Genomic DNA, 12,911 nt, shown 5'->3' with positions numbered 1-12,911 from the left:
CCTCCCGCCCGCCTTCGGCGGTCGACCTCCCCCCTCGAGGGGGAGGTGGAGCACGAGCTTTTGAACGCCTGCCTCATCGAGGAGATTCCCGACATGATCGATTATGGAATTCTGCGGCTCGTCTGGTGGGCCCTGCTCGGAACGCTGCTCATCGGATTTGCGGTCGCCGACGGCTTCGATCTCGGCGCCGCCGTCCTCCACCCCTTCGTCGCGCGCACCGACTCCGAGCGCCGGCAGACGCTCAACGCCATCGGCCCGGTGTGGGAGGGCAATCAGGTCTGGCTGATCCTCGGCGGCGGCGCGATTTTCGCCGCCTTTCCGGCGCTCTACGCCGTCTCCTTCTCGGGCTTCTATCTGGCGATGTTCCTCGTCCTGCTCGGCCTCATTCTTCGGCCGGCGGCGATCGTCTATCGCAGCAAGGTGGAGACGCATGGCTGGCGACGCGCCTGGGACTGGATATTCTTCGTCTCCGGCTTCGTGCCGGCGCTGCTGTTCGGCGTCGCCTTCGGCAATGTCTTGCTCGGCGCGCCCTTCCGCTTCGACGATCAGATGAACATCGTCTATGAGGGCGATCTCTTCGGCCTGCTCACCCCCTTCGCCCTGCTCGCCGGAGTCGTCAGCCTCGCGATGATCACGCTGCAGGGCGCGTGCTGGCTCGCGAGCAAAACGCAGGGCCAGCTCGCATTTCGCGCCAAGCTCGGCGGCCTTCTGGCGGCGATCGCGCTGCTGGCCGCCTTCACCTATGCCGGCTATTGGGGCTCCGAAAATATCGAGGGCTATGTGCTGACCAGCGCCGTCGATCCGTCCGCCCCCTCCAACCCGCTCGCGAAAACCGTCGCTCATGAGGCCGGCGCTTGGCGGGCCGCCTATGAGGCGCGGCCGTGGACGCTCGCCGCCCCGGCCGCCGTCTATTTCGGCGCGCTGGTCGCCGTGCTGGCGCTGGCCTTCTCGGCGCCGCTGATCGCCTTCATCGGCTCGAGCCTGGCGACGGCGGGCGTCATCGCCACGGCGGGCTTCACTCTGTTCCCCTTCGTGCTGCCGTCTTCGATCGAGCCCAATCACGGCCTGACGCTCTGGGACGCCTCGTCCAGCCAGCGCACATTGACGCTGATGCTGGCGGTGGTCGTCGTCTTCCTGCCCATCGTCCTCGCCTATACGGCCTGGATATATCGCGTCCTGCGCGGGCCGGTGTCGCAGGCGAGCGTCGGCGACAAGGACAATTATCCGTATTGAGCGCAGCTTCCCCCATCGCGCATAGGAGATCGCCATGTGGTATTTTTCCTGGATTCTCGGTCTCGGCCTCGCCTGCGCCTTCGGCGTCATCAACGCCATGTGGCTGGAGCTCGAGGAATATAGCGAGGAAAAGTGATCGACCTGCGGGGCGGACGCCTTGACGGGTCGACGGCTTTCGCCTAGGAAGCCCACCTTCACCACTTCGGCGATGCGCTCCGTTCCTCGGCGGGAACGGAGCCGTCGTCGTATAAAAAGCCCGCAGGGGCCGGCCTCCACCGGACGCGGGTCTGATCGGCGAACCTCGAGTTCGCCCTCACATGGAGAGACGAGAAAATGGCCCGTATAGCCGGCGTCAACATTCCGACCAATAAGCGCGTCGTCATCGCTCTGCAGTATATCCACGGAATCGGGCCGAAAAAGGCGCAGGAGATCATCGAGAAGGTGAACATCCCGGCCGAGCGTCGCGTCGCCCAGCTGACCGACGCCGAAGTGCTGCAGATCCGCGAGACGATCGACCGCGACTATCTCGTCGAAGGCGATCTTCGCCGCGAAGTGGCGATCAACATCAAGCGCCTGATGGACCTCGGCTGCTATCGCGGCCTGCGCCATCGTCGCCAGCTGCCGGTGCGCGGCCAGCGCACCCACACCAACGCCCGCACCCGCAAGGGCAAGGCGAAGCCGATCGCCGGCAAGAAGAAGTAATCAGGCTTACGTGTCGCGGGCTCTCCCGCGACGATCACCTGGGCGCGGAGCGACGAACGCTTCCGCCCTCATCGAGCCCTAGCGCCCGGCATTACGGGCGCGTTCGAAGGACGAGAAAGAGACTATGGCAAAAGAGACCACCCGCGTTCGCCGCAGGGAGCGCAAGAACATCGTTTCCGGCGTCGCGCATGTGAATTCGACGTTCAACAACACGATGATCACCATCACCGACGCGCAGGGCAACACCGTGTCCTGGTCGTCCGCCGGCACGATGGGCTTCAAGGGCTCCCGCAAATCGACGCCCTACGCCGCGCAGATGGCCGCCGAGGACGCGGCCCGCAAGGCCGGCGAGCATGGCGTGCGCACCCTCGAGGTCGAGGTTTCCGGGCCGGGCTCCGGTCGTGAATCGGCGCTGCGCGCGCTGCAGGCCGCGGGCTTCACCGTGACCTCGATCCGCGACGTGACGCCCATTCCGCACAATGGCTGCCGCCCGCGCAAGCGCCGCCGCGTCTGACGAGACCTGTTTCATCGAGACGAATTGCGACGGGGTCTCGCGCCGCAGGCGCGCGGGACCCGGCCGAGAGCTGAAGGAAAGGCGCCACAGTGAGCATCCAGAAGAACTGGCAGGAACTCATCAAGCCCAGCAAGCTCGAGGTGACGGCGGGTTACGATCCGCGCCGCATCGCGGTGGCCGTCGCTTCGCCGCTCGAGCGCGGCTTCGGCTTGACGTTGGGCAATGCGCTGCGTCGCATTCTGCTCTCCTCCTTGCAGGGCGCGGCGATCACCTCGATCCATATCGACGGCGTGCTGCACGAATTCTCGTCGATCCCCGGCGTGCGCGAGGACGTCACCGACATCGTCCTCAACATCAAGGACATCGCCATCAAATACAGCGGCGAGGGCGTGAAGCGCCTGACGCTGAAAAAACTGGGTCCGGGCCCCGTCACGGCCGGCGACATCCAGGCCACCGGCGATCTGCAGATCCTCAATCCCGATCTCGTCATCTGCACGCTGGACGAGGGTGCCGAGTTCCGCGTGGAGTTCACCATCGCGACCGGCAAGGGCTATGTCCCGGCCGACCGCAACCGCGCCGAGGACGCGCCGATCGGCCTCATCCCGATCGACAGCCTCTATTCGCCGGTCAAAAAGGTGAGCTATCGGGTCGAGAACACCCGTGAGGGCCAGGAGCTCGACAAGGACAAGCTGACGCTGACGATCGAAACCAATGGCGCCATCTCGCCGGAGGACGCGCTCGCCTATGCGGCGCGCATTCTGCAAGACCAGCTCTCGGTCTTCGTGAATTTCGAGGAGCCGCGCCGCGAGGAGGCCGCTCCGTCCATCCCGCAGCTCGCCTTCAACCCGGCGCTGCTGAAGAAGGTGGACGAGCTCGAGCTTTCGGTGCGCTCGGCCAACTGCCTGAAGAACGACAATATCGTCTATATCGGCGACCTCATCCAGAAGTCGGAGGCGGAAATGCTCCGCACCCCGAACTTCGGCCGCAAGTCGCTGAACGAGATCAAGGAAGTGCTGGCGCAAATGGGCCTGCACCTCGGCATGGAAGTGCCCGGCTGGCCGCCGGAGAACATCGACGATCTCGCCAAGAGATTCGAAGAGCATTATTGATCCGCACTCTCCCTTCTCCCGCTCCGCGGGAGAGGGAAACACAGAGACGGCCGTTCCTTGGCACGGCGGCCGCTAAAATAACGGAGACGCCGAATGTATCATCGTAACAAGAAGCGCCGCTTCGGCCGCACCCACGAGCATCGTCAGGCGATGTTCGTCAATATGGCCCAGGCGCTCATCAAGCATGAGCAGATCGTCACGACTCTGCCCAAGGCCAAGGATCTTCGCCCCATCGTCGAGAAGCTGGTGACGCTCGGCAAGCGCGGCGACCTCCACGCCCGCCGTCAGGCCATCTCCCGCCTGCGCGACGTCGATCTGGTCAGAAAGCTCTTCGACGTGCTCGGCCCGCGCTACAAGGAGCGCAATGGCGGCTACACGCGCGTGCTGAAGGCCGGCTTCCGCTATGGCGACAACGCCCCGCTCGCCGTGATCGAATTCGTCGACCGCGACGTGGACGCCAAGGGCCAGGATTCCGGCCCCGTCCAGACGGCGACGGAAGAGGCGGCCTGAGCCGATGCTCCCCGGCCCCGCGAGTGGAAGCGTTCTCGGTTGGCCGAAAATTCTGCTGAGATTAGAAGGGGCGGCGCTGATGGCGGCCGCCCTTTTCGCTTATTTCGGCCTCGGCGCGGATTGGCGCCTGCTGGCCTGGCTGTTCCTCTTTCCCGATCTGTCGATGGCCTTCTATCTCGCCGGCCCGCGCGTCGGCGCAATCGCCTATAACACCGCTCATACGACGATCATCCCCTTCGCCGTGCTCGGCGCCGGCGTCTATCTCGACCAAGGGCTGATGATCTCGATCGCGCTCATTCATCTTTCGCATATCGGCTTCGACCGAATGCTCGGTTTCGGCCTCAAATATGGGACCGCCTTCGGCGACACCCATCTCGGCCGCGTCGGGCGCAGGGCGGAATCCGAAGGTTGACCCGCCGAGTGGAAGCCAACTATTGCTGAAGCCGATGCTGCTTTTGTAGCCGCGCGAGCAGCTTCGGATCGATCGGCTCGCCATCGAAGGCGGTGGCGAAGCCCGAGAGCGGCGCGTGGAGAATAAAGTCGCCTCTCGATTGGGTTCGTCCCCAAAGAAGCAATTCGTCGCCGCCTTTCAGCACTTCGAGCAGGCTACGATCGACGTCTGCTCGGACGAAGCAGCCGTTAGGAAAACAGGCTTGGCGCGCCGTTGCTCCCACATGGCCGCCGTCGATCGAAAAGCGAGGATGCGAATCTGCAATGAGTTCTGGGGGGATGATGAAGAGCAAGACGACTTTATGACTCTTTTGCAGGTCATGGACACTGAGGCCCAAAACAGTCTGCCCACCGGCGCCATAGTCGCGGGTGACGTAACAGGTCGGCTCGCCGAGCCTCTTGTCGAGACCGCAGGCTTTCAACCAATTTTGCAAAGGTCGAAGCGCGAGGTGAACAGGCCGCGCATCGGCGGCGCTCGAGAGCATGGCCGAGACAATCACGGCCACCGCCGCCGCACTCCGCGCTCGCATCTGCAAATCTCTCTCGAAAAACGCGATATTTACCGATGACGATAGTTCGCCCATGCGGCGGTGACAAGCGCGACGGCTCGGATCGCCAGAGCGAAACGACGGAATGAGAGTGATCGAGCCCTGGGACGAACTCGCCCGCGCCCGCACCGCCGCGGGCGACGAACTAATCCTGCGCCGGCGCGGCGGAATCTATGAAATCCGCTGCAACGGCTATGATCTCATGTCCAACCGAGCCCATCGCTCGGAGGAGGCGCTGGCTCGTCTCGCCCTCGCCGAGACGCGCGCCGCCGCGCCGCGCATTCTAATCGGCGGCCTCGGCATGGGCTTCACCCTACGCGCCGCGCTCGACGCCGCGCCGAGAGACGCGCGCATCATCGTCGCCGAGCTGCTCCCCGAGATCATCGCCTGGAATTGCGGCCCCCTCGCGCCGCTGGCCGGCCGGCCGCTGGAGGACGCCCGCGTCCAATTGCGGGAGGGAGACGTCGCCGCGCTGATGGAGGCAGAAGCGGGCGCCTATGACGCCATCCTCCTCGATATAGACAATGGCCCGGAGGCGGTGCTCTGCGACATCAATTCCGCGCTCTTCTCCGCGCGCGGCCTGCGCAAGATGCGGCGCGCCCTCGCCCATGCGGGCGTGCTCGCCGTCTGGTCCGCCGACCCGTCGCCGCGCTTCGAGGAGCGGCTAGAGGAGACGCGCTTTTCCTTCCGCGCGGTGGAGGTCGCCGCGCGCGGCGCCGAAGGCGATCCTCGCCACACCCTTTATCTCGCGCACGCCCGGTGATCGCAGTCCGCGTCACGCCGGCTCCAGAGCCGCCTCCGCATCCTCGCGACGCTGCGCCGCCCACATTTTCGCATAGCAACCATCGGCGGCGAGCAGAGCGTCATGCGAGCCGCGCTCGACGATAGCGCCCTCCTCGAGCACGATGATCTCGTCGGCCTCGACCACGGTCGATAAACGATGCGCCACGACGAAGCGCGTCACGCCTCGGGCCACATCGGCGATCCGCTCTTGAATGAGCCGCTCGGTGCGCGTGTCCAGCGCAGAGGTCGCCTCGTCGAGGACGAGAAGCCGAGGACGCTTCAACAGCGCACGCGCGATGGCGACGCGCTGCTTCTCGCCGCCCGAGAGCCGCAGGCCGCGCTCTCCGACGATGGTGTTCTCGCCCTGCGGCAGGCGCCCGACGACGTCGTTCAATCCGGCCGCGCTCATCGCCGCCTCTATTTCCTCGCGCGTCGCCCCCGGCCGCGCGAAGCGGATGTTGTCGACGAGCGTTTCATTGAACAGCACGCAATCTTGCGGCACCAGAGCGAGAGCGCCGCGCAAGACGCGGAGATTGAGGTCCTCGATAGGGACGCCGTCGAATCGGATCGCGCCGCGCTGCGGCTCGTGGAAGCGGAACAGCAGCCGCGCGAGCGTCGACTTCCCACCGCCGCTAGGCCCGACGATCGCGAGCGTTCGTCCGGGCGGAATGACGAAACTCACCTCGCGCAGCGTCGGATGATCCGGATGATGCGAATAGAGGAGCCCTTCGACGCCGACCGACAGCGGTCCCTCGCCGGGCAGCGCCTCGCCGCCGGGTGAAAGCTCGGCCTCGGTCTTCTCCGTCAGAATGGCGAGCATACGCTCGACCTGAGCGCCACTGCGGATGACCTCACGCCAAACGAGCGTGAAATGCTCGATCGGCCGGACGACTTGCGTGAGATAGAGCGCGACGAGCAGCAGATCGCTCGGCGGGCCGCCGCTCGTCTCGAGCCGCTTCACGGCGAGAGCGAATATGCCGCCGAACGACAAAGTGAAGACGACCGTCAGCGCGATCTGGTTTCGCGCGCCTTGCGCGGAATGGCGCAACCATCCCCCCTCGGCTTGGTCGAAGAGATCGCGGAGCCGCGCCATCACGGCGCGCTCGGCGACGAAAGCCTTCACGGTCTCGAAATTCAGCAGGCTTTCGATGAAGAGATTGGAGGCCTTGCCGTCCTGCTCCAGCGCCAGCAGCGCCGTTTCCCTGTACCCCTTCGCCGAGATCGCGAAAGTCGCCGCATAGAGCGCGACGAAAGCCGTATAGGCCGCGAGCATGGACGCGTCGAAGAGATGCGACAGGACGCCGGCGGCCGCGACGATCTCGATCGCCATCGGCAGAAGGCCGGAGACCATGGAGAGCAAATGACGGCAGGCGTTGACACCTTCCGAAATGGTGCGGCCGAGCTCGCCGGTCTTGCGCGTCAGATGATACGCATATGGCAGATCGAGCGCATGCGCATAGACTTTGCTCGAGATCGCATGGACGAGCCGCCGCTCGACCGACATTGTGAAGGGCGTCGCGATCGTCGGCGCCAGCCGCGCCGCCCCGAGCAGCCCCACATAGAGGCAGACCGCGAGCGTCGAGCCAGCGGCGTCGGCGTGGCTGAAGAGATCGACCGCGCGGCCGAGCGCCAGCGGCGCCACCGCCTGAAACAAGGCGCCGAGCGCCGTGAGCGCAGTTGTCGCGACAGTGAGGCCGAGAAGCCGCGGCCCCACCGCCTCCAGAATGAATTTCGGAACGCTTTTCATCATTTGCGAGCCTTTCGCCGCTTCGGCTCCGCGCAAAAAATAAAAGAACCAGCCGCTTTCGATCGAATCGAAAGGGCCGCATCCGGTAATAGAGAAGCCCGAGCCGCGCAAGCCTGTGGCGCGGACGACGTTCGAATTCTTCACCCGCCCCTACGCGCTCATGCGAATTCCACGAGTCTGACGCTTTTCGGGCTAATATGCGGGAACGAATCTCACCCCGACGAATCTCACCCCGAGAGGACGATCGATGATTTTTCTTCGGCGCCAATTCATTGCGGCTCTCGCCATTCTCGCGCTCGGCGCGCCGGCGGCGCGGGCGGAGACGCTGATCGCGCCACAGCAGGAGCGCGCGCTGCCGCATTCGCGCGCCGATGTCGTTCTATCCTTCGCGCCCATCGTGAAAAAAGCGACGCCCGCCGTCGTCAATGTCTTCGCGACGCGCGTCGAGCAGCGGCCGGCCAATCCCTTCTTCGACGATCCGATCTTCCGCCGTTTCTTCGGCGAGGGCGGCGGCGGCCAGCGCGGGCCGACGGCGCAATCGCTCGGCTCCGGCGTCATCGTCGACGCCTCCGGCCTGGTCGTCACCAATAATCACGTCATCGAAGGCATGACCGACGTGAAGGTCTCGCTCTCCGACAAGCGCGAGATACCGGCGAAAATCCTGCTGCGCGATCCGCGCACCGATCTCGCCGTGCTGAAGCTGACCGAGGCCGCGACCTATCCGATGATGGAGCTCGGCGATTCGGACGCGCTCGAGGTCGGCGACCTCGTCCTCGCCATCGGCAATCCTTTCGGCGTCGGGCAGACGGTGACGCAGGGCATCGTCTCGGCGCTGGCGCGCACGCAGGTCGGCATTTCCGACTATGGCTTCTTCATCCAGACCGACGCCTCCATCAATCCCGGCAATTCCGGCGGCCCTCTCGTCGATATGAGCGGACGCGTCATCGGCATAAATTCGGCGATCTTCTCCAAATCGGGCGGCTCGGTCGGCATCGGCTTCGCCATCCCCGTCAATATGGTCAAGATCGTCGTGGCGGCGGCCAAGGGCGGCGGCAAGCAGGTCAAGCGCCCGTGGCTGGGCGCGACGCTGCAAAATCTCTCCAAGGAGATTTCCGACAGCCTCGGCCTCGAGCGCCCCGCCGGCGCGCTGATCGCCGATCTCTACCCCAAGGGCCCGGCGCTGGAGGCCGGCTTGAAGCGCGGCGACGTCATCGTCGCCGTCGACGGACAATCGGCGGACGATCCAGAGGCGGTCGGCTATCGCCTCGCCACCAAGCCGCTCGGCGGACAGGCGACGCTCGGCGTGCTGCGCGCCGGCAAGACCATCGCCGTGCCTCTGAGGCTCTCCGCCGCCCCGGAAGTCCCCGCGCGCGACGCGGTGAAGGTGAAAGGCCCTTCGCCCTTCGCCGGCGCGACGGTCGTCAATATCTCGCCCGCCGTGCTAGAGGAATTCTCCGTGCAGGGCGCGGCCAATGGCGTCGTGGTGGCGGAGATCGATCCGCAGTCGGTCGCCGCGCAGCTCAATCTGCAAAAGGGCGACGTGATTCTCGTCGTCAATGACGAGAAGATCGGAACGACGCGCGACCTCGAGCGGGCGACGATCAACCGCCATTATTATTGGAAGATCACGCTCGCCCGCGAGGGGCAGGTGATTACGACGGTGGTGGGCGGGTGAGGCGGCGCCGATCGCATCGGATATCGCTTGGAGCTCTGCGACATTTCGGGCGAGCATCGCCCGATCGCGATTTTGAGCGCGGCGACCCCATTTCCGGCCGTGGCGGTCGGAGAGCGCTTCGACGACGAAGGCTGGCCGCGCCTCGATCCGAACGATCCGCCCGGCTCCGCAACGACGTCGAGGCGTTACACGATTCGTTCCGTCAAGCATGTCGTCACTCGGGGTGACGGCGTAATCATCGCTCGCTATTGTCTCAGTCTCGCGCCTTTCGACGGCGATCGATCGCCGGTGTGGGGCGCGAACAATCCTATCCGCTCGCAAGCGGATCGCTGACTGTCGCCCTCGTCTTTGCGTCTATTTCGTCCAAGGGTCTTTCATGTTCTCCATCCGAGACGATGGATTGCTGCGCGATGGCGCGCGGAGCCGACGCCTATTACGACCGTCTCATCGGCGGCGCCGTCGTGCGTGACTGACGCGATTTTCTCCCCTGTGCGCCTACGCACAAACACGCAGCCGCCGCTCCCTTAGAAACAGCATCGTTCGACGGGCATGAAGCCCGCGACGCTGGGGGAGTAGAGACAATGACCTTCGCCGTTTCGGAACTCGCTTCGCGCCCTGTGCAGACCGCCGCCGCCATGCGGATGGCTTTCGTCATTCTCGGCGCCACTGTCGCGCTCGCCGGCGCCAAGGCTTTCACGGCAAGGAGCGTCGCCGCCCCCATTCTCCCGAGCGCGCCCGTCGCGCCGATCGCCGAATCCGTCGCTCTCGCCGACGCCGAGACGACGCAGGACGTCTGTCGCCGCGTCGTGGTCGAGATCGACGAAGGCTATGGCGTGCGCGGCCATGTCACGCGTTGGATCTGCCGCAAGGCGTTTTGATCGTCGCTCTGTGTCCTCGCGCACAAACGCCGGGCCTCGGCCGTCGTAAAACCCCCCTCATGCGCTGGGCGAGCCGCCCGGACGCGCCTTCCGAGGATGAGACAATGACCTTCGCCGTCACCGAATTCGCGTCGCGCCCCGTCGAGACCGCTTCCGCCGTGAAGATCGCCTTCGTCATTCTCGGCGCGACCGTCGCCCTCGCCGGGACCAAGGCGCTGCTGTCGCGCAATGCTACGCCGATCGCCGAGCCGGCCGTCTTCGCCATCGCCGAGCACGCGGAAGACCGCTGCCGTTACGTCCCGGTCGAATCCCACGGCGGGCTCGCCGAGGGCAAGGCGCTGCGCGTCGTCTGCCGCAAGACGCGTTGAGCTTTCGCTGTCATAGCCGCACGAAACGATAGCCGACTCCGGGCTCGGTCACGAGGATTTTCGGCGCCGCGGCGTCTTCTTCGATCTTGGCGCGCAATTGGCCGATGAAGACACGCAAATATTGCGTGTCTTCGCCATGGGCGGGGCCCCATACCGCCGTCAATATCTGCCGATGGGTGAGCAAGCGGTCGGCATGGCGCGAGAGCGTCGCCAACAGCTCATATTCCTTGGGCGTCAGCTTCACGACGACGCCGTTGCGGGTCACGAGGCGCCGGCCGAGATCGATGCGCAGCCCGCCGCTTTCTATCTCGCTCGCCTCGGCCGCGGTTTTCCCGCCATGACGCAACGCGGCCCTCAAACGCGCCAGCAATTCGCCGATCGAAAAGGGCTTTTCCACATAATCGTCGGCGCCGGCGTCCAGCGCCGCGATCTTCTCCGCCTCGCGCTCGCGCGCCGAGAGAATGATGATCGGAACCTGTGAAAAGGCGCGCGCCCGGCGCAGAACCTCCTTGCCGTCCATATCCGGCAGGCCGAGATCGAGCAGAACCGCGTCCGGGGCATGGGCGGCGATCGCCTTCAGCGCCTCACGTCCGGTCGCGGCCTCCAGCGTCTCATAGCCGCTGGCGGCGAGCGCGGGCCGCAGCACGCGCAACATTTGCGGTTCGTCGTCGACGATCAATATGCGCGGGCCGCTCATGCCGTTTCGCCGCTCTGTCTTTCTCTGCCGCAGTCGCATAATCCGCTCCGCGGCGCCATACAACGGCGCCGATTCGCGCCGAATTGATCCGGCCGCCGCCACCGCCGAACGATCGAACGATTCCGTTCGATCGGAAAGCGCACTAGAAACGAGCCGATGACGCAAGCTCAATCCGAAGACTTCGCCCGCCTCTATCTGGCGACGCCCCGCCTCGCCGAGGTCGAGGCCTTTTTGCCGCGCCTCGCCGCGGCGCTCGCGGCCGCCGAGGTCGCGAGCCTGCTGCTGCGCCTAGACAATCTGGAAGGGTCGGCGGCGGAGCGCGCCGTGGGCGCCATCGCCGAAATCACGCAGCCCGCAGGCGTCGCTCTGCTGATCGAGGGCGATCCAGAGCTCGTCTCGCGCTGCGGCGCGGACGGGCTGCATCTTCCCTATGACGAGAAGCGCCTCGCCGCGGCGTCGAAGCGCCTCTCGCCGGATTATATCGTCGGGGTGGGCGGTCTTTCGACCCGCGACGAGGCGATGCGGGCCGGCGAGGCGGGCGCGGATTATCTCCTCTTCGGCGATGTCGGCGAGAATGGCGCGCCGCCGCCGCTCGAATGGACCGCCGAGCGCGTCGCCTGGTGGGCGGAGATTTTCAACACGCCCTGCGTCGCCTTTGCGCGCAGCCTCGCGGAGGTCGGCCCACTCTCCGCCGCCGGCGCGGAATTCGTTTTGCTGGCCGAGGCCGTGTGGGACGATCCCCGCGGCCCCGCCGAGGCCGTTCGCGACGCTGCGCGGCTCGCCCGCGAGGCGGGGCGATGAGAGCGCGACTCGCCCTCGCTCTCGCCCTGCTGGCGAGCCCCGCCCCGGCCGCCGAGTCGACGCCGCCCGCCGCCGATCTCGCCTTCGGGGCCTATCAGCGCGGTGACTTCGTCGCCGCCAGAGGCGAGGCGGAGAAGCGCCTCGCCGCAAATCCCAAGGACGCCGCCGCTCTGACCTTGATCGGCCGGCTCTATCTCGATGGGCAAGGCGTGGCGCGCGACCGGGCGCAGGCGATGCAATGGTTTCGCCGCGCCGCCGACGCCGGCGGCAGGGACGCGGCCTATTTCTTCGGCGCGGCGGCGCTCACCGGCCGCGACATCGCCAAGGACCACGCGCTCGCCCGCGCCTATCTCGAGAAAGCGCAGGACCATCCGGCGGCGCTCGAGCTGCTCGGCGAGGCCTCGCTCGAGAACGACGGCAAGGAGCCCGATTTTGCGCGCGCCATCGGCTATTTCCGGCGCGCGGCGCAGCTCGACAATTCCGACGCCGCCTATGCGCTGGCGCTGCTCTATAAGACCGGCCGCGGGGCCGCCGCCGATCCCGCCGAGGCGGCCAATTGGCTGCGCAAGGCCTCCGAGGCCGGCCACACCGCCGCCATGGTGGAATTCGCGATCATGGAGTTCAACGGCGTCGGCGTCACGCGCGACCGCGCCGATGCGGTAAAGCTGCTGCGGCGGGCGGCCACGGCCGGCAATATCGTCGCACAAAATCGGCTGGCGCGCTTGCTGGCGGAAGGACTCGGAGTCGAGAAAAATCATTCCGAGGCCATGCTGTGGAACAGCCGCGCCAAGGCGGCCGGCCTCGTCGACGACAAGCTCGACGCACTGCTGGCGGCGGCCACAGCGGCCGCGCAAAAGCCCGCGCCCGCCGCGCCGGCCGCCACGAAATAGCGCGCC

General features: G+C 66.2%; 16 protein-coding genes. 13 read left to right on the top strand and 3 right to left on the bottom strand.

Annotated features, from left to right (window positions below):
- The first annotated feature begins 93 nt into the window (after positions 1-93).
- The 7 genes from cydB to C5689_RS02105 all read left to right on the top strand — a co-directional run bounded on the left by cydB (position 94) and on the right by C5689_RS02105 (position 4,480).
- A complete protein-coding gene (gene cydB, locus C5689_RS02135; RefSeq protein WP_108915640.1) occupies positions 94-1,233 on the top strand; it encodes a cytochrome d ubiquinol oxidase subunit II in 1,140 nt (379 codons plus the stop codon).
- Between the two features lie 34 nt (positions 1,234-1,267).
- Positions 1,268-1,369, top strand: coding sequence for a cytochrome bd-I oxidase subunit CydX (gene cydX, locus C5689_RS02130; RefSeq protein ID WP_024878255.1), 102 nt, complete (start codon positions 1,268-1,270; stop codon positions 1,367-1,369).
- Positions 1,370-1,566: 197 nt separating this feature from the next.
- On the top strand, positions 1,567-1,935 hold the full coding sequence (rpsM, locus tag C5689_RS02125; RefSeq protein WP_018267193.1) for a 30S ribosomal protein S13: 369 nt from the start codon (positions 1,567-1,569) through the stop codon (positions 1,933-1,935).
- Positions 1,936-2,059: 124 nt separating this feature from the next.
- Positions 2,060-2,449, top strand: a complete 390-nt coding sequence (rpsK, locus tag C5689_RS02120) for a 30S ribosomal protein S11 (RefSeq protein ID WP_018267194.1) — start codon at positions 2,060-2,062, stop codon at positions 2,447-2,449.
- Between the two features lie 89 nt (positions 2,450-2,538).
- Entirely contained in the window at positions 2,539-3,558 is a 1,020-nt protein-coding gene (locus tag C5689_RS02115) for a DNA-directed RNA polymerase subunit alpha (protein WP_108915574.1), read from the top strand.
- Between the two features lie 93 nt (positions 3,559-3,651).
- Positions 3,652-4,068: a 50S ribosomal protein L17 gene (gene rplQ, locus C5689_RS02110; protein WP_024878253.1), complete on the top strand. Its 417-nt coding sequence runs from the start codon at positions 3,652-3,654 to the stop codon at positions 4,066-4,068.
- 4 nt (positions 4,069-4,072) lie between these two features.
- Entirely contained in the window at positions 4,073-4,480 is a 408-nt protein-coding gene (locus C5689_RS02105; protein ID WP_108915573.1) for a DUF4260 domain-containing protein, read from the top strand.
- A gap of 19 nt (positions 4,481-4,499) precedes the next feature.
- Here the strand turns inward: C5689_RS02105 and C5689_RS02100 are convergent, their stop codons facing one another.
- Entirely contained in the window at positions 4,500-5,024 is a 525-nt protein-coding gene (locus C5689_RS02100) for an invasion associated locus B family protein (RefSeq protein WP_158271730.1), read from the bottom strand.
- 127 nt (positions 5,025-5,151) lie between these two features.
- On the opposite strand from C5689_RS02100, the gene C5689_RS02095 reads away from it, so the two are divergent.
- Positions 5,152-5,829 (top strand): spermidine synthase, encoded by a 678-nt coding sequence (locus C5689_RS02095; RefSeq protein ID WP_108915571.1) that lies wholly within the window; start codon positions 5,152-5,154, stop codon positions 5,827-5,829.
- Positions 5,830-5,841: 12 nt separating this feature from the next.
- Here the strand turns inward: C5689_RS02095 and C5689_RS02090 are convergent, their stop codons facing one another.
- Entirely contained in the window at positions 5,842-7,599 is a 1,758-nt protein-coding gene (locus C5689_RS02090) for an ATP-binding cassette domain-containing protein (RefSeq protein ID WP_146188304.1), read from the bottom strand.
- 244 nt (positions 7,600-7,843) lie between these two features.
- Between C5689_RS02090 and C5689_RS02085 the strand changes: the two genes are divergently transcribed.
- The 3 genes from C5689_RS02085 to C5689_RS02070 all read left to right on the top strand — a co-directional run bounded on the left by C5689_RS02085 (position 7,844) and on the right by C5689_RS02070 (position 10,517).
- Positions 7,844-9,271 carry a Do family serine endopeptidase gene (locus tag C5689_RS02085; RefSeq protein ID WP_108915569.1) on the top strand — a complete coding sequence of 476 codons (1,428 nt, stop codon included), beginning with the start codon at positions 7,844-7,846 and terminating at the stop codon, positions 9,269-9,271.
- Between the two features lie 581 nt (positions 9,272-9,852).
- Complete coding sequence (locus C5689_RS02075; protein WP_108915567.1) at positions 9,853-10,149, top strand: hypothetical protein; 297 nt, start codon at positions 9,853-9,855, stop codon at positions 10,147-10,149.
- A 104-nt stretch (positions 10,150-10,253) separates the two neighbouring features.
- Complete coding sequence (locus C5689_RS02070; protein WP_108915639.1) at positions 10,254-10,517, top strand: hypothetical protein; 264 nt, start codon at positions 10,254-10,256, stop codon at positions 10,515-10,517.
- Between the two features lie 10 nt (positions 10,518-10,527).
- On the opposite strand, the gene C5689_RS02065 is transcribed toward C5689_RS02070, so the two are convergent.
- Positions 10,528-11,214 carry a response regulator gene (locus C5689_RS02065; protein WP_108915638.1) on the bottom strand — a complete coding sequence of 229 codons (687 nt, stop codon included), beginning with the start codon at positions 11,212-11,214 and terminating at the stop codon, positions 10,528-10,530.
- A 156-nt stretch (positions 11,215-11,370) separates the two neighbouring features.
- Between C5689_RS02065 and C5689_RS02060 the strand changes: the two genes are divergently transcribed.
- Together C5689_RS02060 and C5689_RS02055 are read left to right on the top strand one after the other, a co-directional pair.
- Positions 11,371-12,015: a thiamine phosphate synthase gene (locus tag C5689_RS02060; RefSeq protein WP_108915566.1), complete on the top strand. Its 645-nt coding sequence runs from the start codon at positions 11,371-11,373 to the stop codon at positions 12,013-12,015.
- Positions 12,012-12,905: a tetratricopeptide repeat protein gene (locus C5689_RS02055; protein WP_108915565.1), complete on the top strand. Its 894-nt coding sequence runs from the start codon at positions 12,012-12,014 to the stop codon at positions 12,903-12,905. The genes C5689_RS02060 and C5689_RS02055 overlap by 4 nt, the downstream gene beginning before the upstream one ends.
- The last annotated feature ends 6 nt before the right edge of the window (positions 12,906-12,911 follow it).

Source organism: Methylosinus sporium, from assembly GCF_003113265.1.
GTDB classification, from domain to species: Bacteria; Pseudomonadota; Alphaproteobacteria; order Rhizobiales; family Beijerinckiaceae; genus Methylosinus; species Methylosinus sporium.
The sequence above is the reverse complement of the archived record's forward strand: the minus strand, read 5'-3'. Positions and strand labels throughout refer to the sequence as shown.